Source organism: Phycisphaerales bacterium (genome assembly GCA_035627955.1).
Lineage (GTDB): Bacteria > Planctomycetota > Phycisphaerae > Phycisphaerales > UBA1924 > JAEYTB01.
In genome coordinates this window covers 86,551-110,281 of sequence record DASPKU010000021.1, presented here as the reverse complement: position 1 = coordinate 110,281, position 23,731 = coordinate 86,551, and the positions used below count along the sequence as shown (strand labels likewise).

Sequence of the window (23,731 nt, the reverse complement as noted above, 5' to 3'; positions counted from 1 at the left end):
GCCTGAAGGTCCCGTGCGGTGGTACCATTCCTGTATGGTCCTGCACGGGATTTACTTCGACCCTGATCGCATCGCCGCGTTCTGCCGTGAGCATGGCGTGGCCAGGCTGTCGCTCTTCGGCTCCATCCTTACCGAGGCGTTCGGGCCCCAAAGTGATATCGACGTGCTCGTGGAGTTCCCGCCCGAGGCCAAGTTTGGCCTGTTCAAGCTGGGGCGGATGCAGCAGGACCTGTCCGAAATGTTCGGCCGGACGGTCGACCTCCACGAGCCGGAAACACTGTCGCGGTACTTCCGGGATGAAGTAATGCGATTGGCGGCGGTGCAGTATGCCGCGTAAGGCACAGCGCGGCGAGCCCGACGATCGCACGCGATATCTGCACATGCTCGAGGCCGCGAGAGAAGCAATGGGTTTTGTGGCGGGCAAGACGATCGAGGACCTGCAATCAAGCAGGCTGCTCTTGCGGGCGCTCATGAGTTGCGTTCAGGAGATCGGTGAGGCTGCTTCGAAAATCAGCCCGGCCGCGCGGATGCGGCTTCCGGAACTTCCGTGGAAGGATGTTGTCGGCGTCCGTCAGATCATGGTGCATGTCTACTGGGGCGTAAGGGCAGACCGCCTGTGGCACACCGTGACCGTTGACCTGCCCGACCTCGTATCGAAGATCGAGAAGGTGCTCGCGGAGTGGGACGCCCGAGCCTGACCGCCAAGCCCGCTGCGCTCCCGATAGCTACCGAACTCCAGAAACCGGGCTCCTACCATCGGGGCTATGTCATCCGACGCTCATTCCAAGGCTTCTCCGGGCGAGTCCTCCGGTCCTGCGGCTGCACCGCGCCACTTCCTCCAGCAGATCATCGACCAGGACAACGCCAGCGGGAAGTACGGGCAGCGGGTGCACACGCGCTTCCCGCCCGAGCCCAACGGGTACCTGCACATCGGGCACGCCAAGAGCATCTGCCTGAACTACGGGCTGGCCCGGGAGTACGCGGGCAGGTTCAACCTGCGCTTCGACGACACCAACCCGGCCAAGGAAGAGCAGGAGTACGTCGACTCGATCATCCGCGACGTGAAGTGGCTGGGAGGCGACTTCGACACCGGCCCGCACGCGGGCGGGCTGCACTTTGCCAGCAACTACTTCGAGCAGATGTACGCGTGGGCCGAGGAGCTCATCCAGAAGGGGCGGGCGTACGTCTGCGACCTCACGGCCGAGGAGATGAGCAAGCTGCGGGGGACGCCCAGCGTGCCGGCGCAGTCCCCCCACCGCGGCCGCGCCCCCGAGGAGAGCCTGCGGCTGTTCCGCGAGATGCGCGCGGGTAAGTTCCCCAACGGGGCGAAGACGCTGCGGGCGAAGATCGACCTCGCCAGCCCCAACTTCGTGATGCGCGACCCGGTGATGTACCGCATCGTGCACGAGAGCCACCACAACACCGGCGACACGTGGTGCATCTACCCCATGTACGACTGGGCCCACTGCCTGGAAGACTCGATCGAGGGCATCACGCACTCCATCTGCACGCTGGAGTTCGAGAACAACCGCCCGCTCTACCACTGGTTCATCGACTCGATCAACGAAGGCCGCACCGAGGACGGCAGCGGCCCGTGGGGCAAGAAGATCCACCACCCGCAGCAGATCGAGTTCGCCCGCCTGAACCTCACCTACACCGTGATGAGCAAGCGCTTCCTGCTCAAGCTCGTCACCGAGGGCAGGGTCAAGGGCTGGGACGACCCGCGCATGCCCACCCTCAGCGGCGTGCGGCGGCGCGGCTTCACGCCCGAGGCGATGCGGGCCTTCTGCGAGGAGATCGGGGTCACGCGCCAGAACTCGGTGATCGACGTCGGCCGCCTCGAGAACGCCGTGCGGGATCACCTCAACAAGACGGCGCCGCGCTTCATGGGCGTGCTGCGGCCGCTGAAGCTCATCATCGAGAACTTCCCGGAGGGCAAGGTCGACGAGCTCGAAGCTGTAAACAACCCCGAGGACGTGGCCCGCGGCGGCGCGGCCATCACCCGCAAGGTGCCGTTCACCCGCGAGCTCTACATCGAGCGCGAGGACTTCATGGAAGTGCCGGCGAAGAAGTTCTTCCGCCTCGCGCCGGGCCAGGAGGTGCGCCTGCGGTGGGCGTACTTCGTCACGTGCACGGGCGTTGAGAAGGACGCCGCAGGGAACGTGGTGGCCGTGCGGGCGACGTACGACCCCGCCACCCGCGGCGGTGACGCGCCCCCCGGTCCCAACGGCGAGCCGCCCCGCAAGGTGAAGGGCACGATCCACTGGGTCTCCGCCACGCACGGCAAGACCGCCGAGGTGCGGCTGTTCGACCGGCTCTTCAAGACCGAGGAGCCCGGCGCCAAGACTGGCGACTACATGGATGACCTCAACGAGCACTCGCTCGAGGTGATTCCCGCGGCGCACCTGGAGCCCGCGGCCCTCAACGTGAAGGTCGGGGACAAGGTGCAGTTCGAGCGCGTGGGCTACTTCTGCGTGGACCCGGACTCGGGGCCGGGCAAGCCGGTGTTCAACCGCACGGTGACGCTGAAGGACACGTGGGCGAAGGAGGCGGGGAAGGCATGACCGGCAAGCGGCTTGCCTGCCGGTAGACTGTCGGCCATGGCGAACACGCTGGTCGCGGTGGGTGACAGCCTCACGCAGGGGTTCCAGAGCGGGGCGATCTCGCGGGCCGACTGGTCGTACCCGGCGATGATGGCGCGGGCGCTGGGGCTCAGCGTCGGCGGGCCGGAGGCTGACTTCCGCGTGCCGGACTTCTCGGGTGAGGGCGGGCTGCCGGTGAACCTCGAGCGGCTGTTCCGCCGCCTGGGCGAGTCCTACGGCACGCACATCAACATCGGCGAGTACACGGCCGCGCTGGGCACCATCGGCAGGATGCTCGGAGGCGTCGAGGACTACTGGGAGCGAGGCGCCGGCGCGGGCGAGAGCGCGACCGGCCCGCTGCACCACAACCTGGCGGTATGGGGCTTCGAGCTGGGCGATTGCGACACGCTGACCGAGGCGCTGTGCCGGCGTTCGATGCCGCCCGCGCGCGACCAGCTGTGGGTGCAGAACCAGATTCCCGAGATGGCGATGTACCGCACGGCGCGCCGTGTGCTCAACCCCATGCTCGCGTTCCGCTACGAGGAGCTGACGCAGCTCGGCGCGGTGGAGCGCCTCATCGATGAGCAGGGGCCGGTGGGCACGCTGCTGCTGGCGCTGGGCTCCAACAACGTGCTGGGCACGTGCACCAGCCTGGAGGTGCGGTGGAGCCAGTCGGCGGACTTCCGGAAGCTGGCGCACCAGCGCACGTGCAACATCTGGGAGGTCGAGCACTTCAAGGTGCTGCTGGAGCGGGTGGCCGCCCGCATCACCGGCATGCAGCGGGCCGGCGGCATCGGCCAGGTCATCATCGGAACTGTCCCGCACGTCACCATCGCGCCGGTTGCGCGCGGCATCAGCCCCTACGCCCGCAGTGAGTTCGGCAAAGCCCACCGCGTGCCCGAGCGCGTCCGCGGCTACTACGAGTACTACACGCACTTCTGGGTGTGGGACGACGACTTCTGCGAGGACCCCCACGCCTACCCGCACCTCACCCGCGAGGACGCCGAGACCATCGACCGCACCATCGACGGCTACAACACGCTGATTCGCGAGACCGCTGCGCGGCACGGCTGGGGGATTGTGGACTTCTGCCGCGTGCTTGACGGCCTGGCGTTCCGCCGCAACGACGGCGTGCCCAGCTACCGCTTCCCCGAGGCCATGGTGGGCGCCCTGAGGCGCAACCCGAAGACCGCCTGGCGGGTGTTCGCCGATGATGTCGACGGCCGCCAGCGCGTGCTGCTGGACACGCGCTACATCAACGTGAAGTCAGCGATGCCCGACGAGCCTGACTTCCGCAAGATGCAGGAGAAGCACCGCGGCGGCCTCTTCAGCCTCGACGGCATCCACCCGACCACCGTGTGCTACGGCATCATGGCCCATGAGGCGCTGCTGACGATGCGGTCACTGGGCGTGCCCGGCGCCGACCCGGCGCGCCTGGACTGGGACGCCATCATCGCGAACGACACACTCCTCATGGACCTGCCCAAGGTCGTGGAGAACCTGCAGAACATCCTTGGGTTCCTTGCGTCACGCAGCGTGCTGGCCCGTGTGATCCGGTCGATCTCGGGGTACGGAAGTCAGCCGGACTAACCGCCGCGTCGTACACAGTTCAAGGCCACCAAGACACACCCCGGCGGCATCCCCGGCCTGATGATGAGGTGCATGAACGCGAGGCCTTCGAGCGCCAGCGCGGCAATCACGCACACCCACTTGTCCAGCGGGTCGTCGCGGAAGAACCAGCGCGAGTCGATGCAGAAGTACACCAGCTCGACCAGCCCCTCGGAGGCCTTAGCCGCGAGCACGAGCAGCGAGGCGATTGAGAGCGAGCCGATGAAGGTCCACCTGTACGCACGCGCCCACCCGGGGCCGAGCGCGCCCGCGTGGGCCAGGAGGAACAGCAGCACCGACGCGAGCAGCCAGACCACCCACGCCGAGCGCATCAGCGCGAGCGGGCTGTCCTTCGTGCCCTGGACACGCTTCGGGCGCGACTTCCGCAGGTCGGTGTTGCAGCCATCGCAGAACTTGTCGCGTCTCCCAACAAGGCGGGCGCAGGATGGGCACATGTACTCGGCGGGCACGGCGAGAGGTTAGTAGGAAGCCAGGGTCGAGGGTTGCTGCCGCCCGAGCCGGAGCCTGGCCCGATTGGGGCGTGGGGCAATGGGAACCTATCATCTCCCGTGCACGTTCCAGCGAGACACCGGCTTGGGAAACCGAGCCGGTGCTCGCGCCTGCGCGCGTTTTTGGTTTCGTCAAGCACAGGAGCCCTCGGTTGCCGGAGCAAGGCCCCACCGCAGCACCGATCGACCTCGTCGGGCTGATCGCCTCAGACCCGTCGGTGCGCGGCCTGTGCGCCCAGCTGGAGAGCCGCCGGCGCGTCGTCGCCACCGGCGCTTCGGGCGCGGTGGTCGCGCTCACGGCCGGGGCCGTGATGCGCACGACCGGCCGCTCCGTCGTGCTGGTGCTGGCCCACGTTGATGACGCCGACGAAGCCCTGGACGAGCTCACCGGCGCGGGCGTGCGGGCCTTGCGGCTGCCCGCGATGGAAACGCTCCCCGGCGAGACCAACATCTCGCTCGAGCTCTTCGCCGAGCGGCTGAGCGTGGTGAAGAGCGTGCTCGACCTCGTGCAGCGCGGCGGCGAGCCGGCCGTGATCATCGCGCCCATCCAGGCGCTCATGCAGTACGTCGTCTCCCCGGCGCGCATGCCCGCGCTCGTGCGCACCCTCCGCAAAGACGACACCGTCTCGCTCACCGGCCTGGTCGAGTGGCTGGGAAACGCGGGGTACCGGCGCGTCGAGGCGGTGGAAGAGCCCGGCGACTTCGCCGTGCGCGGCGGCATCCTCGACGTCTTCCCTCCCACCGGCAGCGGGGGCGCCGGCGAGGCCTTCGCGTCCTCCTCCAGCGCGGCCACGCCCGTGCGCCTCGACTTCTTCGGCGATCAGGTCGACCGCATCGCCGAGATCGACCTCGACACCATGGCCACCGACCGGGCCATCGCGAGCGTAGACCTCGTCGCGGTGGACGTCGCGAGAGTGATGAAGGAGGAACGCAGCGTCACGTTCCTGGAGCTCCTCCCCCCCACCGCCGTCGCCCTGCTGGCCGAGACGATGGAGGTCGTGGAGCAGGGGCGCGGCTACTTCGAACGCGTGGTGGACGGCGGGAGCGTCATCGGCCCGCCGGCCGTGCTCAAGGTGCTGGAGACGCGGTTCCACGCCCTCGCTGAGCTCAACCAGTTCTCCGCCGGCGCAGCCAGTGCCGACGTTCGCGTCGAACTGCCCACCGCCGCACTGCCGGCCTTCAGCAAGGACGTGAGCGAGGCCGTGCGGGAGCTGGTCGCGATGTCCATCGCCTCGCGCGTGCTGGTCACGTGCCAGAACAAGGGCGAGCTGCAGCGGCTGGGCGAGCTGCTGGTGGAGTTCGGCGGCGAGGGCGCCGCGCGCGTGGAGCGCACGCAGGGGTACCTGCACCGAGGGTTCGTGTGGGGCAGTGGCTCGGAGAAGTGGCAAAGTAGCGAAGTGGCAACGTTGCAGAGTGATGAAAGGGCTAGAGGCACTTTGCCACTTGGCCACTCTGCCACTCTGCCACTTTCCGTTGCCATCGTCCCCTACCACGAGCTCCTCAACCGCTTCACCGTCCGCCGTCGCGCCGGCCGCATCAAGAGCGGGCGGGCCATGGACACCTTCCTGGACTTCCAGGAGGGTGACTACGTCGTGCACGTGGAGCACGGCATCGCCCGCTACGTCGGCCTCACACTGATGAAGCCGCGCGAGGTGCCCGCCAAAGTGGCGCCCGGCGCACCGAAACAGGAGGTGCAGCCCGAGGAGTACCTCACCCTCGAGTTCGCCGCGAAGGCCAAGCTGCACGTGCCCGCGGTGCAGATCGACAAGGTGCAGAAGTACATCGGCGGCTTCGCGGGCAAGCCACCGCTCTCCACCCTCGGCGGCGTCAAGTGGAAGCACCAGAAGGAGAAGGTGGCCGAGTCCGTCCGCGACCTGGCGGGCGAGCTGCTCCGCGTCCGGGCCGCGCGCGAGCACATGCCCGGCATCCAGTACCCCGGCGACACCAAGTGGCAGAGCGAGTTCGAGGCCGAGTTCCCCTACGAAGAGACGCCCGACCAGCTCGCGGCCATCGCCGACATCAAGAAGGACATGACCTCGCCCCGCCCCATGGACCGCCTGCTGTGCGGCGACGTGGGCTTCGGCAAGACCGAGATGGCCATCCGCGCGGCGTTCAAGGCCTGCGAGTTCGGCAAGCAGGTCGCGGTGCTGGTGCCGACGACGGTGCTGGCCGAGCAGCACGAGCGCACGTTCCGCTCGCGCTTTGCGGGATACCCGTTCCGCGTCGAGAGCATCTCGCGCTTCAAGAGCGACAGGGAGGTCCGTGAGGTGCTCGCCTCGCTCCGCAAGGGGCACGTTGACCTCATCATCGGCACGCACCGCCTGCTCTCACAGGACGTGCACTTCGCGGACCTTGGCCTGGTCATCGTCGACGAGGAGCAGCGCTTCGGCGTCGAGCACAAGGAGGCCCTGCTGCGCCTGCGCCTCACGGTGGACGTGCTCACGATGTCCGCCACACCCATCCCGCGCACGCTGCACATGGCGATGCTGGGCATCCGCGACATCTCCAGCCTCACCACTGCGCCCTTGGACCGGCGGGCCATCGTGACCGAGGTCATCCCGTGGAACGCCCGCCGCATCCAGCAGGCGGTCGAGCGCGAGCTCTCCCGCGACGGCCAGGTCTTCTACGTGCACAACCGCATCGGCGACATTCGCACCGTCGCCGACAACGTCCGCCGCCTCGTGCCCGCCGCCCGCATCGTCGTCGGCCACGGCCAGATGGAGCCCAAGGAGCTCGAGGACGTCATGCTCAAGTTCATGCGCCGCGAGGCCGACGTGCTCGTGTCCACGACCATCATCGAGTCGGGTATCGACATCCCCACGGCCAATACGATGATCATCGACGACGCCGACCGCTACGGCCTGGCCGAGCTGCACCAGCTCCGCGGGCGCGTGGGCCGCAGCAAGAACCGTGCGTACTGCTACCTGCTGCTGCCGCCCGACCGCACCATCAAGGAGGTCGCGCAGAAGCGGCTCAAGGCCGTGGAGCAGTACTCCATGCTGGGCGCGGGCTTCAAGATTGCCATGCGCGACCTGGAGATCCGCGGCGCGGGCAACATCCTGGGCGCCGAGCAGTCGGGCCACATCGCGGCCGTGGGCTACGAGATGTACTGCCGCCTGCTCGAGGAATCGGTGCACACGCTGAAGAACGAGCCGCAGCCCGCCCAGCCCAGCCAGACCAGCATCGAGATCGGCGTCAGCGGACTTATTCCGAAGTCGTACATCCCCTCCGACGCCCGCCGTCTGGAGGCGTACCGGCGTCTCGCCACAGCCCCAGACCTCGAGTCGCTCGCGCAGGTCCGCAAGGACCTTGTCGACGCGTACGGCGACCCGCCCAAGGCCGCGGAGCGGCTGCTGGACCTCGCGGAGGTGCGGGTGCTGGCGCACTCGCTGGGGGTGAAGACCATCACGATCCGCGAGAAGGACGTGGTGCTGCTCGCGAGCGACCCGGGGCCGGTGGCGTCGCGGTTGCGGGCAAACTCCGCAACCCGCGCTGCCGAGGAGGCGACCGTCCGCGTGCTGCCGCCCAAGGTTGGCGAGCTCAGCGAGGTCTACTTCCGCCCGCCCGAGGAGTACATGGAGCCGACCACGCTGGTGGCGGTGCTCAAGCGGCGGCTGATGGAGCCGCGTCTGGTCGCCGCGCCCACCGCCTCGCCGGTGGCCGCCCCCGCCACCGACGGTCAAGGAAGCGCTAAGAAGTCGCTGAGCTTCGCCGACGCCATGCGCCGCGATGCCGACAGGAAGAAACGCTGACGCACGCAGGCCCGACACTGTTAAGATGGCGCAGCCACCCGGAGCCACCATGAGCCAGACCCCGACCCCGCCCTTCGAGCAGCCGCCCCAGCCCGGGGCCCCACTCTTCACCACCGACCGGCGGATCCTGGCGCTCAAGCGGCGACTGCTCCGCGAGGGCACGATGGCGGTCTCGATGCTCGAGGCGGCTATGGCGGCGCTGTGGCCACTCGATCTGGACGCCGCGATGAACGTGCGGCTCAGCGACGACCGCATCGACAGCGAAGAGGTCGCGATCGAGCAGGAAACGTACGAGATCCTCGCGCTGCACCACCCCTTCGCCCGCGACTTCCGCGTGCTCACCTTCATCCTGCGGGCCAACGCCGACTTCGAGCGCGTCGCGGATCACGCGTCGTCGGTGGCCAAGGCCGTCAAGAAGATCACCGAGGCCCGCCAGCGCGAGGGTGCGCCCGCCGCCATCAAGTGGCCGACCTCCCTCACCGAGCTCGGCCAGCGTGTGCCCGCGCTGTGCCACTCGCTCATCCAGGCGGTCATGGACGAGGACGTGGAGGCTGCGCGACAGATTGTGACCGCCGACAAGGTGATCGACACCCTGGACCGCCGCCTGTTCGAGGAGGTCATGGAGATGATGAAGGTTGGCGGCAAGAGCGACGCCGACCTCGCCACCGGCATGTACGTCTACCGCGTCGGGCGCGAGCTGGAGCGCGTGGGCGACCTGATGGCCAACGTTGCCGAGGACGTCGTGTACCTCGCCACTGGCGAGATCATCCGCCACGAGAAGCGGCGCGCCCCCGCGAAGAAGTGATGCTGAAGCCCACGCCCCTCCAGCAGGCCGCGGAGCTGTTGACCCGCAGCGAGCACGAGCGGGCCCGCCAGCTGCTGGTACGGCAGCTTCGGCGCACGCCGCGCGACCCGGAGGTGCACCGGCTGCTGGCGATCGCCGCGAACCAGGCGGGGCAGCTCGATCAGGCCGCGTTCTACGCCGGACGGGCCGCGGAGCTGGGGGGCACCGCCGACCTGCACGTGTTCCACGGCAACGCCCTCTTCAACCTTGGCAAGGCTGACGCGGCCGCCGCCGCTTACCGGGCGGCCCTCAAGGTCGACCCCGGGCACGCCCAGGCCCGTGCGGGGATGTGCGAGATCCTCTTCCAGCACAGCCGGTTCGCGGAGGTGATCGCCGAGTGCCGCGAGGGGCTGAGGCACACGCCCGCTGATGGCGATCTCCGCAGCACGCTCGCCGCGGCCTACATCAACACCGGGCGCGGTGAAGAGGCGTACGCCCTCATGCGCGAGACGGCCCAGCTGCGCCCGCTCGACGGAGCGGTGGCCTCGGGCGTGGCGCAGACCACCACGTACCTCGCCGGCGTCACGCCCGCGGAAGTCGTGGGCGCGCACCGCCGCTTCGGCGAGATCATGGAGCGCGTGGTGCCGACGCCGGCCCGCCCGCCGGTGCGCAACCCCTACCCCGCCCGCCGCGTGCGCGTGGGCTTTCTTTCCGGCGACTTCCGCACGCATTCGGTCGCGTTCTTCTTTGAGCCGCTGCTGGAGCACCTGAAGGCGCGGCACCCGCGCGACCTCGAGCTCGCCTGCTACTACACCACGCTCACCGTCGACAAGGTGACCGAGCGGCTGCGCGGCAAGGCCGACCTGTGGCGCGACATCGCGCAGCTCTCGATCCCCGACATGGCCGCAGCGATCCGGCGCGACAACGTGGACATCCTCATCGAGATGAGCGGCCACACCGACAGCAGCCGCCTCGCGGTGATGCAGTACCGCCCCGCGCCGGTGCAGGTCACGTACCTCGGCTACCCCGCCACCAGCGGGCTGCGGACCATCGACTTTCGCGTGGTGGACACTCTCACGGACCCGCCGAGCAGCGAGAGCCACTGCGTGGAGGAGCTCGTAAGGCTCGACCCGAGCTTCCTGTGCTACCGCCCCCCCATCGACGCTCCGCAGCCGGAGCTGACGCCCAACTTGCGCGGCACCGGCGGCGCAGAGGGCGGCGTGGTCTTCGGCTCGTTCAACGTGCTTCAGAAGATCAACGACCCGCTGCTGCGGCGATGGAAGCGTGTGCTGGACGCGGTGCCGGGATCGCGCCTGCTCCTCAAGAACCACGGCCTCATCCAGGCCGAGATCCGCGAGTCCATGGGGGCGCGTCTCGTTGGCCTGGGCTACCGGCCCGAGCAGTTCGAGCTCGTCTCCAAGCAGGCCAGCATGCGCGAGCACCTCGCGACTTACGGGCGCGTGGACGTCGCCCTTGACACCTTCCCCTACCACGGAACGACGACGACCTGCGACGCCCTGTACATGGGCGTGCCGGTCGTCACCATGGCCGGCCCGATGCACGCGTCGCGCGTGGGCGTGTCGCTGCTCACCAACGTGGGGCTCGAGGAACTCATCGCGGCGGACGAAGAGGAGTTTATCGCCACCGCGGTCCCGCTGGCCCGTGATGTGGAACGTCGCGCGGAGCTCCGCCGCACGCTGCGCCCATGCCTGCTCGCGTCACCCATCTGCGACGAGCCCGGGTACGCCGACCGCTTCGCCGCGATGCTGCGCGGCCTCTGGTCGCGCGCGTGCGCCGGCTCGCTCCGCTGAGCAATCCGCTACGCTGGCGGCGTGAACACGTGGCTGTGGGTCCTGTGGCTTGGCGGGTCGGGGATCATCCTCGGCGGTTACCTGCTCTGGCGAGGGCTGCGGGGCAAGCGGATCGACACGCGCCCGGTGTGCGGCCGCTGCGGGTTCGACCTCGCCGGCATCGCGGAGCGCGTGCTCGCGGGCGGTGAAGGCGTGTGCCCGGAGTGCGGCGCGGGCCTGCTCGACGAAGGCGTGATCCAGCACGGCGCACGCCGCAAACGCCCCGGGTTCCTTGTCGTCGGCGGTCTTCTGCTGCTGTTCGGGCTGGGATCCGCGGGCCTCGCCATCTGGAGCGCCGCGGCTCGGTTCGACTGGAACACCGTCAAACCTCACTGGCTGCTGGTGCAGCAGGCGACCAGCGCGGGGCCTCCGGATGACGGGGTGCTGAAGGAGTTGCTGGCGAGGCGCGCCGGCGGAACCCTTCCTATCGAACAGTTCCGAACCCTCGTGTTGCACGGCCTCGCGCGCCAGGGCGATCCGAGCATGCAATGGGCACCGCTCTGGGGCGACCTGCTAATGGACGCCCATGCATCGGGCGAGCTCTCGCCCGAGCAACAACGGCAGTTCGTCCTCAACCAATGCCAACCAACGCTGCAGCTGCGTGGTCGCGTCGAGTCGGGGAAAAACCTGCCGTACCGGCTGCGGTATCTCCCGGGCCGCGGGGCCGCGAATGCCACCTATCGAATCGAAGTGAAGGGAATCGACGTTGTACTTACCGGGCCCGGAGGGGCTGTGGTCACGAAACGCGTCCCCGGCGGCGGCGGCCTGATCATCGGCGGTGCCGGCGCCGCGTCACTTGGCGGTCTCGTGCAGGTTGGCGACACGCCCCTGGCGCCCGGGACCTGGAAGGCCGCGGCGGTCACCCGTCTCAGCATCGGCAGCGAGCGCTACGAGCTCACCCACGAGCAGCTCGTCGAGGTCCTGCCACGGGGTCGGTCCTCGGTGACGATGGTGGACCGCCCCGAGCTGCGCGAGCAGTTCAGGATCCAATCGGCCACCCTGCGCGTCAGCGCGCCTTACAAGCTGTTTGACAAGGAGCAGCGCTCCCTTGATCTCACGGTGTTCTTCTCCAGCGTCCCAATGCCGGTCGCGTTCACCGCGTTCGCGGTCGAGCGGCAGCCCGATGGCACCGTCAAGGAGTGGCGGATCGCGAGCGTCACCGCGAGCCAGCCCATCGGGTACGGGGTAGGCGGTCTGATGCCCGCGGACTTCGGTGCCAAACGCGTTGACGTCGTTCTGCGGGCCGACCCCATGCACGCTGAATCGACGGTGGACATCGAGGAAGTCTGCAACGGGGAGCTCGTGGTGCCCGATGTTCCTGTCGAGCGCCGGTAAGCTCAGCCTCATGAGCTGGGTCTGGACCTGGGTGTGCATTGGGCTGCTGTGCGTCAACGCCGCCATGGGAGCGTGGATGCTGGCCCTCGGACTCCGTGGCCGGCGCGTTGGCGCGGCCATCACCTGCGCCCGATGCGGGTTCGAGCTCGGCGAGCGGTCCGGTGCGGGCTGCCCGACCTTGCCCGTGTTGCTCCATGGCGCGGCCGGCGCGAACGGCGCGGGTGGCTGGTCGCCCTCGGCGTGCTGCTCATGCTGCTCGCTCTCGGCCAGACCCTCCTGTACAACTCTGAACTGGTCCGCAGGTTCAAGCCCCAGTGGGTGACCCTGGAGTCGGTGCTGGTCCGGGACGCCCGCGCGGACAGCCGCTCCGCGATGGACCCGCCGACTTGAGATGGGCCAGGTCAGTGACGACCACCTGCGCGGCCTGGTGGAGGAAGGTCTGACGCGGCAGGGCGAGCCGCATGGCGCTCGGTGGGCGCCGTGGTGGGGCGAGCTGGTCGAGACCGCATGGGCGCAGGGGCGGGTGGAGCGCGATCAATGGGAGCGGTACTGCCGGCAGGCCTTCCCGGCGAAGCTGGCGCTGTTCCCGCAGGGTGCCGAGCCGAGCGTGGTCGGGTGCGTGGTGGGTCCGACGCGGACGGGCGGGACGGAGGCCGCGCCGTACCTGGCGCTGGTGGTCGTGGAGTACCAGCTTAAAGACGAGCCTCCGGTCACGCCGGCTGAGCAGAGGGCCTGGATTCGTGTGGGGCCGAGCTCGCAGATGGGGGTGCTGCTGCTGGAGCTGCCGCGGGTAGTGACGGGGGCGTCAGCCCGGGTGCGGTTGGAGGCGCTCGGGCCGGGCGAGAAGGTGATTACAAGTTGGGAGCAGGCGGGGGCGTGCGCGGTGATGCCGTGAGGTGTGGTCGGGCGGAGGGGCGGCACGTTGAGGAGGGACTCGATCGCTGGCGCGATCGGCTCTCCCCTGACGAGCGCGCACGCGGGGCCAAAAACGAACAACACCCATCGTTGGATGGGTGTTGCCGCCGGAAGACTCCGGTTAGAAGAGAAACAGTTGGGTACCGCTTATGCGATCGTTGCCGATCGCGTATCCACGTTGCCGTGGACGAGGGTGCGTTGACATACCAGTGGAAGGTCGCCCTTCCGGTCCGGGGGGTTGTTCAATCTTTCGAATGATCCCGGACGCTGCTGGTCTAAGGAAATCCCTTAGAAAGGAGGTGATCCAGCCGCAGGTTCTCCTACGGCTACCTTGTTACGACTTCGTCCCAGTCACCTGTCTTGCCGTGGGCACCACTGAAATATGGCGACTTCGGGCACTCCAGGCTCCCATGACGTGACGGGCGGTGTGTACAAGGCTCAGGAACACATTCACCGGAGCGTAGCTGATCTCCGATTACTAGCGATTCCGACTTCATGCAGGCGAGTTGCAGCCTGCAATCCGAACTGGGGCGCGTTTTTTGCGATTTGCTCCATCTCGCGATCTCGCATCGCTTTGTACGCGCCATTGTAGCACGTTTGCAACCCTGGGCGTAAGGGCCATGAGGACTTGACGTCATCCCCACCTTCCTCCGGTTTGACACCGGCAGTCTCGCTAGAGTACTCGCCATGACGCGTGAGCAACTAACGACAGGGGTTGCGCTCGTTAAGGGACTTAACCCGACACTTCACAGCACGAGCTGACGACAGCCATGCAGCACCTGTGCACGTTCCGCCCTTGCGGGTGTGGCCCTACTTTCATAGGGTTAATCCGTACATGTCAAGCCCAGGTAAGGTTCTTCGCGTTGCCTCGAATTAAGCAACATGCTCCACCGCTTGTGTGAGCCCCCGTCAATTCATTTGAGTTTTAGCCTTGCGACCGTACTCCCCAGGCGGTGCACTTATCGTTTTTACTGCGACTGATACGGCGTCAAAACCGCACCAGTCTAGTGCACATCGTTTACGGCGTGGACTACCAGGGTATCTAATCCTGTTTGCTCCCCACGCTTTCGTGCCTCAGCGTCAGGACAGGCCCAGCCGGACGGCTTCCCCATCGGCATTCCAGTTGATATCTACGCATTTCACCGCTCCACCAACTGTTCTTCCGGCCCCTACCTGCCTCAAGCTCGCCAGTTTGCCCTGCTGTTCCACAGTTGAGCTGTGGGATTTCACAAAGCACTTGGCGAGCCGCCTACGCACCCTTTAAGCCCAGTGATTCCGACTAACGCTCGAGCCCCCTGTATTACCGCGGCTGCTGGCACAGGGTTAGCCGGCTCTTCCTCTGGGGGCGGTCATTGTTCCTGCCCCCTGACAGTGGTTTACACGGCGTAGCCGCTTCATCCCACACGCGGCATTGCTCCGTCAGGCTTTCGCCCATTGCGGAAGATTCGTTACTGCAGCCTCCCGTAGGAGTCCGGACAGTGTCTCAGTTCCGATGTCGCAGGTCGTGCTCTCACACCTGCTACCCGTCTTCGCCTTGGTGGGCCATTACCCCGCCAACTAGCTGATAGGACGATCGCTGCTCCCAAGGCGGTAAACCTTTGGTCCGAGGACATCATGGGGTATTATGGCAAGTTTCCCTGCCCTATCCCCCACCTCAGGGTACATTCGATCGCGTTACTGACCCTTTCGCCACTTGCCCTTGCGGGCACGTTCGACTTGCATGTTTTAGCCATGCCGCCAGCGTTCAATCTGAGCCATGATCAAACTCTTCAATTGATTTTTCGTAGTCCTCGGCTTTCACCGAGGGTTCCAATACTTCAATGAGTGGTTTGGACCATGAAAAAAACCACACTCACCACAACCTTGCGGCTGCAGCTCTGCGTGGCCGGTCTAACGACGGGACTTCCGTCACTCCCGGGGAGGGAGGACTTCAGGACCGCCGCCATCGGTGGCTAAACCGATGGATTAGGCTCACTCTCTTTTGCCCGCCGACTGAAGCGCTCAGATCGACGGGCAGGTCTGCACGAGAGAGTAAGACCAGTCTTGACTGTGACCTCAAGACTCCACCCCGACGACCAGCCTTGTACGGGACAGGACATCGGTGATCATTGACCCTGGCCCCTTGGTGGAAGGGCGGCGTGCAACGCCGTGCCAGAGATCACACACTCTCGTGCGGAACCCAACTGTTCACTTTTCAAAGATCAGCCACCTCGGCACTGCAACTCCCCGGTTCTCACCGGCGATTGCCTTGCGGCTTTCGGTGGGGGGTCAGTCTAGGGCTTGTCGTCGTTGGCAGTCAAGCTTTTCGACGAAAAGGTTTTTGCGACCCGCGTCACAAACCCTTGCTGACCGGACACTTACCTTCTTCTCCATCCTCCAACCTGCGGATGCGGTGTGGAGAGGCTGGGGACGAAAACTTGAGTTTTCCGGGGGAGTCTAGGGGGAGAACCTCTCGCGGGGCTCGCGGAGGCGCGGAGAAAGGCCGGGACTCCAAGTCAGATGGGCGGGGAGCGGTCGCCGAACTCCGCGACCGCCAGGGTGCAGGACCAGATCGCGGCGGGTTTCTGGCCCAGCCTGGTCAGCCCTCGTCGGAGCACCTTGGCCGCCTCACCCATGGTTGCCCCGGTGGTGCGCACGTCGTCTATAAGGACAAGCGTGCAGCCCTCAAACCGGGGGTGGCCTCGGAGGCGCATCGATCCCGCGGCGTTGCGGGCGCGGTCGGTGTTAGACAGGCCCACCTGCGGGCGGCGGTGGCGGCGGCGGAGGGCGGGGGCGAGGGTGCCCCCCACCACCTGGTGCACGCCCTTGGCGATCACAGTGGTGTGGTCGATGCCGCGTGAGACCCGGCGCCACCAGCTGGCGGGGATCGGAATCAGTACCAGGCGGGTCTTGTCGACGTGCTCGAGGTGGGGTGCGAGCTGGTGGCCGAGCTCGCGCCCGAGGTCCAACCCCAGCCGCTTCCAGGCGGAGAACTTCACCTCGTGGATGCAGGACTGGAGCAGGCCTTCGTAGCGGGCTAGCCGCACGGCCCGGTCCCACGGCAGCTTCAGGTGCGCGCAGCGCGTGCAGCCGGCGGTGGTCGCTTCGTGCACGCCGGTCGTGGAAGCGCAGCGGGGGCAGTACTCGTGGGGGAGGTCGGGATGCCAGTTGGCGTCGGCGGCTCGCTGGGCGAAGGGTGGGCGGGTGAGGCCGAGGTAGGTGGATTCGATGTGGCGGAAGGCGGTCGAGAGGAGCGATGGGGCCGAAGCGCGCGCGGGGATCGGTCGCGCAGGTTCGGGTGGAGCGGTGGCGGCTGTTCGGACAGGCTTTGCTTCCGGAGGCGAGGTGTCGGATGGTGAGGAGGCAGGGGACTCGATCGCTTGCGCGATCGGCTCTTTGGCTGGTTGCGGCTTCCAGTAGCGCGGCGATGCCGGGGCGCCGAGCTCTTGCTCCGGCAGCGGTCGCGGTGGCCATTGGAAGTGCGCGGGCATGGCGGCAGCGTACCGCGCACGAAAAGAGCCACCGAGATGAAGACATCTCGGTGGCGCGGCTGCGTCGTACTCGTCCGGAGCTCGCGCTCCGGTCTCGTACGGGTCGTACAGGTTTGTCGAGCCGATCAGCTCAGCTGATCGTGGCCTTCGATCTTCACGAGCTTGTTGTACAGGCCCAGGATGAGGAACGAGGGGGCCCACTGACCGACGAACATCGACGCGTTCTTCTTGCCGGTGGCCTGGAACGCGGCCGAGACGACCATGGAGCCGACGGCGGCCCAGAGGAACAGGTCGCTGGGCAGCTTGGCGGTCTGCTCTTCGATCGCGCGGGCGACGGGCCCCTCGGTGTGCTGGGGACGTAGACCAATCATGGTGGTACTCCTTCCTTGTTGGCCAGAGTGTGGCCGGTGAAGGTCGATCACCGTTGAGAAGCGTCTAAATCGGGTGGGGGCAGGGAGTTCCAGCTGGACGATCGCCTGCATGAGGCCGTGGCGGAACGCGGCTTCAGTCCCAGATGTGGGTCCAGTCGATGTTTGCGGGACCGGCCGTGGTGAAGATACCCAGCAGGGTGTTGAGGTCGTCGGTGTCCTCGGGCTCGTCGAAGAACAGGCAATCCGCGAATGAGATGCTCGACTTCTTGAAGGTCGACGCCTTCGGTGCAAGAGTGGTTTCGAAGTCGACGTGGTTGTCGTTGTATGCGACGTGACCTTCCCAGCTGCGCCTGGGGCCGTGGATGGCCATCGTGAAGCTGTTTCGGTCGTAAACCATCTGTGGTCGCATCGGATCACTGCTGTAGTCGACTGAGCTGACCCGCGGCCCACGGTTCCCGATGACAGGTTCAGTCGCAGAGAAGGAGTTTGACCACTTGATTTTTCTCGTGCCGAACGGGAACAGGTGGGCGTAGCTGAAATTCCCGACCTTCCCGTTCGTGAAGTCCACCGAGAAAGCTGGGTCCCAGAGGGCCATCGCAGGCTCCACGGCCGCAGCGGGGTTTGAGTACTGGAACGTTGTGTTGATCTGGATGGCTGGGTTGGTTTCCGCCGGGCTGACGCAGAGTTCGGGGCCGATAAACCCGTTGTAGATCATGTACGACACGACGTTCGCGGTCGTGTCCTTTGCAGACGGATCGCCCGCCACAGTGGTGTCCACTTTGTCCACCCACGAAGGCAGAACGAAGCTGTCGTTCTGCGTGCTGGACATCACTAGCGCCTGGTGCAAAGCACGCACGTGCGTCGAGTCATAGTTCTGCCTGGCGGCGGCGCGTGCACGGGAGAGGGCAACCACCGCGAGCGCGGCGAGTATCCCGATAATCAGGACACAGATCAGCAGCTCTTTGAGTGTGAAGGCGCGGTTCAGCGTTCCGACTCCATGGTCTCATACGACAACTGCCCGCGGCCGATCGCGCGGCCGCGGGCGCGGGCGACTGTCCATCACCATATCGGATCAGTCCCAGATCGCCTTGTACTCAGCGGGCGTGGCGCCGCTGCGGGTCCAGATCGAGAGGAGGGCGTTGCGCTGGCTGACGTCCTCGGGCTCGTCGAAGAAGAGGCAGTCGCCCCAGTCGGCGTTGGCCGAGTCCTTGAAAGTGAGGGTGTCGGGGGCCATGCGGGTCTCGAAGTTCACGTGGTTGTCGTTGTAGACGACGTTGCCCTCCCAGGTGGTGCGGCCGCCGTGGATGGCGAGGGTGTTGCTGTTGGCGCGGAAGGTCGGCATCGGGACGTGGGCGGCGCTGTAGGTGACGCTCTGGACCTGCGGGCCGCGGTTGCTGACCACGGCGGTGGTCGCGCTGAACGTGTTCGACCAGTCGGCGCGGCGCTCGCCGGCGGGCATGAGGTGCGCGTAGCTGAAGTGGCCGCCGGTCGCGGCGGTGAAGTCGGCGTTGAACGCGGGGTCCCAGAGGGCCGTTCCGGGGCTGGCCGCGCTGGTGGGGTTGGAGTACTGGTAGTTGGCCATCTGCTTGATGGCCGGGTTGCTCTCCGCGGGGCTGACGCAGAGCTCGGGGCCGAAGAAGCCGTTGTAGATGAGGATTGAGATGATGTTAGAAGTGGTGTCCTTCTCCGCGGCGGGGACCTGGAGGGTTGTGTTCATCTTGTCGTAGTCGCTGGGAACGGGGTACTGGTCCTTGGAGTTCTGCGCCCACATCACGAGGCCCTGGTGGATGCCGCGGACCTGGGTGGAGTCCTTGATCTGGCGGCCTCCGCAGCGCGGGCGGCTGGCGTCGATGAGCACAAGGCCGATGAACGCGACCACGATGGACGCGACGACTGCGATCAGCAGCTCCACCAGAGTGAAGCCCATTCTCTTGCCGGCGATGCACAGGTTGTTTCGCATAATCGAACCTCCAAATACCTGTGCTACCGGCGGCGAGCGCGGCGCGGTGCAGGCGGTATAGAGGTTGCGCACGATTCGGCTTGTTTTGGTGTGTCAGTCCCACACAGTCCAGAACTGCTCGGGCGCGGCCCCGCTCTTGGTCCAGATCGCGAGCAGGGCGTTCTCGCCGGTGGCGTCCTCGGGCTCGTCGAAGAAGAGGCAGTCGGTCGTGCGCTTGCCTGTGCGATTGAGGAACGTCGCGGTCGGCGGTGAGAGGTCCACTTCGTAGTTCACGTGGTTGTCAGCGTAGACGACGGCGCCTTCCCAGGTCTTCGGCGAGCCGTGGATGCGGAGTGTGTTGCTCTTGGCGTCATACGTTGGTAGCGCCTCGCCCAGCGTGCCCCAGGTCATCGCGGTGACTTGCGGGCCGCGGTTGCTGACAATCGGCACGTCGGCGGCGAAGGTGGACACCCAGTGCTTGAGGCGCGGCCCCGAGGGAAGCGTGTGGGCGTAGCTGAAGTGCCCGCCGCCCGGCGCGGAGAAGTCGGCGTTGAACGCGGGGTCCCAGAGGGCCTTGGCGGGGCGGTTAGCCATGGTGGGCATGGAGTAGGCGTAGGTGGTCATCTGGGCGATCTGCGGGTTGACCTCCTGGGGGCTGATGCAGATCTCCGGGCCGAAGAAGCCGTTGTACATAAGCACGGACATGATGTTGGACGTGGTGTCCTTGCTCGCGGCGGGTGCGAGCACGGTGTCATCGGCGGCGTCCAGTTGCGAGGGGAGCGGAAAGCGGTCCTGGTTGTTCTGGGCCCACATCACGAGGCCCTGGTGGATGCCGCGGACCTGCGTTGGGTCCTTGGAGTGGTGGGGCCCCGTGCGACCCTTGCCCCGCAGCAGTGGGGCGACGAGCAGTGCGATCAAGAGAGCGACGACGATGCACACGCCGAGTTCCACTAGGGTGAACCCACGCGCACTGCCACGTCCCGTGCTGCCACCGCAGATCGCATCCATCCAGAGTGGTGTACCGCGCTGCATGGTCGCGGGTGCGGCAGGCGAGCGGAACCCGCTTGGAAAACCGTGCTGTTCTTACTCTGGCCGGGTGTGCCGCCACAGGGAAACCGGTAGTCTGGTGCGAGCGGGAGGGGCCTGAACCCGCCCCCCTTACTCAGGAGCCACATCATGAAGTCTGTTCTCGCCGCGATCGCGTCGTGTGGGTTGGCCGTCAGCGCGCACGCCCAGGTGACGATCAGCCAGCTGCACATTGGCAGCACGGTGTACCAGAGCGACTTCGTGGAGCTGTTCAACGCGGGGAACGCGCCGGTGAGCCTCAATGGTTGGTCGATCAAGATCGCCTTCTGCGGCGGGTGCTCACAGTGGAACGTCGCGCCGCTGAGCGGATCCATCCCCGCGCACGGCTACTTCCTCGTGGAGCTCGCGCCCGCCAGCGGCAGCCTGCCCCTGCCCCCGCCCGACGCAACCGGCCTGATCACCGGCGACCCTATCGGCGGCAAGATCATGATCTCCAACAACCAGTCGGGGTTGATCTCGCACTGTCCGTCGCTCGACAGCACCGTCGACCTCGTGCTGTGGGGCGAGGTGTTGTGCGAGCCCGCGTTCCCCGCGGGGGCGATGAACGGCTCGGACGCGATCAGGCGTGCCAACGGCGGCTGCACCGACACGGGCAACGACACCAATGACTTCTCCAACGGCACGCCAACGCCGCGGAACAGCAGTTCGCCCACGCACTCGTGCACCACGGGCCCGGACTGCAACGGCAACAACATCGACGACAACATCGAGCTCCAGGACCCCGCGAACGACTGCAACACCAACGGGCAGCTGGACGCGTGCGAGATCGTGGCGCAGCCGTCGCTGGACTGCGACCAGAACGGCATGATCGACTGCACCGATCTCAAGCGCGGCACGCTGACGGACGTGGATGCCGACGCGCAGCCTGACTTCTGCGAGGGGGCGGTCATCCTCACCGCCGCGAGCGCCGCGTTCGTGCTCAACTCCGGCGTGTCCCCCGACACGACCATGTGGCGGGTGCAGGGCACGGGCGTGGAAGATGTCGACGGGCGGCCGGCGCCGGCGTACGCCGCGGCCCGGTTCACCAACGCGGCCATTGTCGCGGCCCTGAACTCGGTGTACCCCAACGGCTGGACGATCGACCGCATCTCGCTGAACATGATGAGGGCCGTGGACCCTGTGAGCAGCAGCGGTTCGGTGCTGCTGCGGTACACCAACGCCGATGGCGTGAACCTCACGCCCGGCAACACGGGCACGCGGTTCAACACCTTCGCGAGCAACTACCCCGATGCGTTGAGCGTGGCGAGCTGGTCGTTCTCGTCGGGTGCGGGGGCGGACGCCCGCACGATCTATACCGCCGGCGGCAGCAACACGCCCGGAGCCGAGGCCGTGTTCAACGAGATCTCGTCGGGCGCGGGCACGCTGACGCTGCTGCTGTCGCCCGGTGGGTCGAGCGTGGCGGCGCCGTACGCGGGGATCAGCCACGGGAGCCTGGTCGAGCCGCAGCTGGTGATCTTCGCGTCGCCGGTGCTGGGGTGCGGGCCGCAGGACTTCAACCAGGACGGCGACAGCGGGACGGACCAGGACATCGAGGCGTTCTTCGCGTGCCTGGGCGGGAACTGCTGCCCCACGTGCTGGCACGGGGGCGCGGACTTCAACGGCGATGGCGACACCGGCACGGATCAGGACATCGAGGCGTTCTTCCGCGTGCTGGGCGGGGGGACGTGCTGATTCGGATCCTCGCCCGCGTTGAGCGGTGATCGGCCTTCAGGATCGAAACGCCCGGCGCTGGCCGGGCGTTTTCATTGCATGGATGCGGGTCTTTCGCGGAGCCGGCTACTTGCCGCCCTCCAGCTTCCCACTCACCTGCTCGAGCACCTCGGCCGCGATGCGCTCGGGGTTGTAGCCCTTGCCGGGCAGGCGAACCAGCGGCTTACCGTACTTGATGCACCACGCGGTGACATCGTCAACGGTCTGGTGGTTGGCCAGTCCGATGAGGATGAGCACCAGTCGGGTCTCGTCGCGCCGGATGGGGGCTTCGAGGGGCGCGCTGCTGGCGTGGTCGCGGACGGTGGTCCAGTCGCACTCCTCAAGGGCGAAGGCGTGCTCGATGCGCTTGACCGCGTCATCACGGGGCTCGCCGCCGATCAGAACGATCCTCGAGCCCGCGAGCAGCTTTCGGACCGCGCCGACATTCACGCTGTACTCGCGCTCCGGCTGCGGCTCATCGTCGGAATGGCTGTCTTCCGCCAGGGCTTTGCGGACAAGCGGCAGGTCGAGCGTCGCCGGAGCCGCTCCGCGATCAGCCGGAGCCGGTCAACTACCCGAGGATCATCCCCGCCGACGCCGTGCTGGGCGAGTGCCCGTAGCGACTCTTCCACCTTCAGCCAGTCCGCGTGCTCATCATGGCTGCGGTCGTGGACGATCCGCTTCACGTGGTAGGCGAGCTTCTTGATCAAGGAACTCGATTGATGTTCACGCCTGGCCGCCGCGTCGATGGGCTGGAGCGCCGCTTGCAGGCGCGTGCGGAGGTCCTGCCAGTTGGCGGGGTCCGCGGCGTCGTCGAGCCGCATGTGGCGGGGGACGAAGATCTGCTCGTACTTGGTGAACATGGCGAGGAACTGGTATGAGGCCCACTGGTCGGCGTCGTCCCGGTCCACCAGCGCGCCCGCGAGTGCGAGCCGCAGGGCCGACTGCGCTTCGGCGAGCAGCTGGAACGCGCCCGATCGGCGGGCGCTGCCGGCGGGCGTGTGATGGGCGAGGCGGGCCGCGTGGGAGAGGTTGGCGTAGCCCTCGCTGACCAGCCGCACCGCGTCCGCTCCGGGCTTTGCCCGTGTCATGGTCCAGTGGATGTGCACGTGCGCGAGTTGTGCCTTCTCGAAGAGCACCCGCACCTTTTCGGCCTCTCGGGGCTGCCATGCGCCAGCGTCTTCCAGCGCGGCGAGGGCGCGGCAGGCCTCCGCCTTTGCGGCGCAACGCTCGGTGACCTGGGTGAGGTCCGGCAGTTGCCATCCGGCCGGGTTCTCCCGCGGCTCCTGCGCCGGCTGTTGTTCCTGGATGGAGCTACGGGCGGCGTAGATGTCCGCGCGGGTGCCGGCGACCTTCAGGTGGGTGGAGTCGTCCCCGATCTTGAGCTTGAGAATGGCCGAGGTTTCAGGAAGCGGGGGTGGCGCTGCGGCCGCCACCGACTTCACCTCCACCTGTGCTGCCGGCTTGGCCGCGGAGGGAACTGCGGGCGCCGAGGGCTCCTCATTCGACGGAGCCACGTCCTCCTGTGGCTGCGGCGCAGGCGGGGCTGTGGCCTCCCCCGACACCGGCGGCACGGTTGCGGCGGACTCGGCCTCCGCCAGTGCCGCGGCCTCCTCGGAGACCAGTTCGGCCAATACCGCGATGCTCGAAGCCAGTTCGGGGCGGGTGCACAGCAGCTCGCGTACGAGCAGGCGCACTGCCTCGGCCAGTTTTCGGTCCCGCTCTCCGCTCGCGTCCATGCCACCCCCTTTGTGCCGCACGAGCTTACCAGAGGGTGCAAGGCCCAGGAACGACGCGGCCCCGCCGGCGAGGGCGGGGCCGCGTTTGAGTAAGACTTGCAC

19 protein-coding genes and 1 rRNA gene are annotated in these 23,731 nt (G+C 67.1%); 11 read left to right on the top strand and 9 right to left on the bottom strand.

Annotation, left to right across the window (positions count from 1 at the left end; genetic code table 11):
* Positions 1-34: 34 nt before the first annotated feature.
* From VD997_16860 to VD997_16845, 4 genes are all read left to right on the top strand, one after another.
* Entirely contained in the window at positions 35-337 is a 303-nt protein-coding gene (locus tag VD997_16860; protein HYE63664.1) for a nucleotidyltransferase family protein, read from the top strand.
* Complete coding sequence (locus VD997_16855; protein ID HYE63663.1) at positions 327-698, top strand: HepT-like ribonuclease domain-containing protein; 372 nt, start codon at positions 327-329, stop codon at positions 696-698. Before VD997_16860 ends, VD997_16855 begins: the two co-directional genes overlap by 11 nt.
* Before the next feature lie 66 nt (positions 699-764).
* The gene (locus VD997_16850; protein ID HYE63662.1) at positions 765-2,564 is read left to right on the top strand and encodes a glutamine--tRNA ligase/YqeY domain fusion protein; all 1,800 of its coding nucleotides are present in this window, start codon (positions 765-767) and stop codon (positions 2,562-2,564) included.
* A 36-nt stretch (positions 2,565-2,600) separates the two neighbouring features.
* Positions 2,601-4,172, top strand: coding sequence for a hypothetical protein (locus tag VD997_16845; protein ID HYE63661.1), 1,572 nt, complete (start codon positions 2,601-2,603; stop codon positions 4,170-4,172).
* Here VD997_16845 and VD997_16840 read toward each other — a convergent pair.
* The gene (locus tag VD997_16840) at positions 4,169-4,660 is read right to left on the bottom strand and encodes a hypothetical protein (GenBank protein ID HYE63660.1); all 492 of its coding nucleotides are present in this window, start codon (positions 4,658-4,660) and stop codon (positions 4,169-4,171) included. The genes VD997_16845 and VD997_16840 overlap by 4 nt on opposite strands.
* A 191-nt stretch (positions 4,661-4,851) precedes the next feature.
* Here VD997_16840 and mfd point away from each other — a divergent pair, with 191 nt between their 5' ends.
* The 6 genes from mfd to VD997_16810 all read left to right on the top strand — a co-directional run bounded on the left by mfd (position 4,852) and on the right by VD997_16810 (position 13,315).
* The gene (gene mfd / locus VD997_16835) at positions 4,852-8,451 is read left to right on the top strand and encodes a transcription-repair coupling factor (protein ID HYE63659.1); all 3,600 of its coding nucleotides are present in this window, start codon (positions 4,852-4,854) and stop codon (positions 8,449-8,451) included.
* A 49-nt stretch (positions 8,452-8,500) separates the two neighbouring features.
* Positions 8,501-9,256, top strand: a complete 756-nt coding sequence (gene phoU / locus VD997_16830; protein ID HYE63658.1) for a phosphate signaling complex protein PhoU — start codon at positions 8,501-8,503, stop codon at positions 9,254-9,256.
* Entirely contained in the window at positions 9,256-11,046 is a 1,791-nt protein-coding gene (locus VD997_16825) for a tetratricopeptide repeat protein (GenBank protein HYE63657.1), read from the top strand. Before phoU ends, VD997_16825 begins: the two co-directional genes overlap by 1 nt.
* A gap of 21 nt (positions 11,047-11,067) precedes the next feature.
* On the top strand, positions 11,068-12,420 hold the full coding sequence (locus VD997_16820) for a hypothetical protein (GenBank protein ID HYE63656.1): 1,353 nt from the start codon (positions 11,068-11,070) through the stop codon (positions 12,418-12,420).
* A gap of 132 nt (positions 12,421-12,552) precedes the next feature.
* Positions 12,553-12,810 carry a hypothetical protein gene (locus tag VD997_16815; protein ID HYE63655.1) on the top strand — a complete coding sequence of 86 codons (258 nt, stop codon included), beginning with the start codon at positions 12,553-12,555 and terminating at the stop codon, positions 12,808-12,810.
* 1 nt (position 12,811) lies between these two features.
* A complete protein-coding gene (locus VD997_16810) occupies positions 12,812-13,315 on the top strand; it encodes a hypothetical protein (protein ID HYE63654.1) in 504 nt (167 codons plus the stop codon).
* Between the two features lie 312 nt (positions 13,316-13,627).
* Here the strand turns inward: VD997_16810 and VD997_16805 are convergent.
* From VD997_16805 to VD997_16780, 6 genes are all read right to left on the bottom strand, one after another.
* Positions 13,628-15,111 (bottom strand): 16S ribosomal RNA (locus VD997_16805).
* Positions 15,112-15,830: 719 nt separating this feature from the next.
* Entirely contained in the window at positions 15,831-16,805 is a 975-nt protein-coding gene (locus VD997_16800; protein HYE63653.1) for a hypothetical protein, read from the bottom strand.
* 125 nt (positions 16,806-16,930) lie between these two features.
* A complete protein-coding gene (locus VD997_16795; protein ID HYE63652.1) occupies positions 16,931-17,176 on the bottom strand; it encodes a hypothetical protein in 246 nt (81 codons plus the stop codon).
* Positions 17,177-17,309: 133 nt separating this feature from the next.
* Positions 17,310-18,005 (bottom strand): hypothetical protein, encoded by a 696-nt coding sequence (locus VD997_16790; protein ID HYE63651.1) that lies wholly within the window; start codon positions 18,003-18,005, stop codon positions 17,310-17,312.
* 243 nt (positions 18,006-18,248) lie between these two features.
* A complete protein-coding gene (locus VD997_16785; protein HYE63650.1) occupies positions 18,249-19,136 on the bottom strand; it encodes a prepilin-type N-terminal cleavage/methylation domain-containing protein in 888 nt (295 codons plus the stop codon).
* Between the two features lie 93 nt (positions 19,137-19,229).
* The gene (locus VD997_16780; protein ID HYE63649.1) at positions 19,230-20,123 is read right to left on the bottom strand and encodes a type II secretion system protein; all 894 of its coding nucleotides are present in this window, start codon (positions 20,121-20,123) and stop codon (positions 19,230-19,232) included.
* A gap of 168 nt (positions 20,124-20,291) precedes the next feature.
* On the opposite strand from VD997_16780, the gene VD997_16775 reads away from it, so the two are divergent.
* A complete protein-coding gene (locus VD997_16775) occupies positions 20,292-21,872 on the top strand; it encodes a lamin tail domain-containing protein (protein ID HYE63648.1) in 1,581 nt (526 codons plus the stop codon).
* A gap of 105 nt (positions 21,873-21,977) precedes the next feature.
* On the opposite strand, the gene VD997_16770 is transcribed toward VD997_16775, so the two are convergent.
* A complete protein-coding gene (locus VD997_16770) occupies positions 21,978-22,340 on the bottom strand; it encodes a hypothetical protein (GenBank protein ID HYE63647.1) in 363 nt (120 codons plus the stop codon).
* Positions 22,337-23,629, bottom strand: a complete 1,293-nt coding sequence (locus tag VD997_16765; protein HYE63646.1) for a hypothetical protein — start codon at positions 23,627-23,629, stop codon at positions 22,337-22,339. The genes VD997_16770 and VD997_16765 overlap by 4 nt, the downstream gene beginning before the upstream one ends.
* Positions 23,630-23,731: the final 102 nt, after the last annotated feature.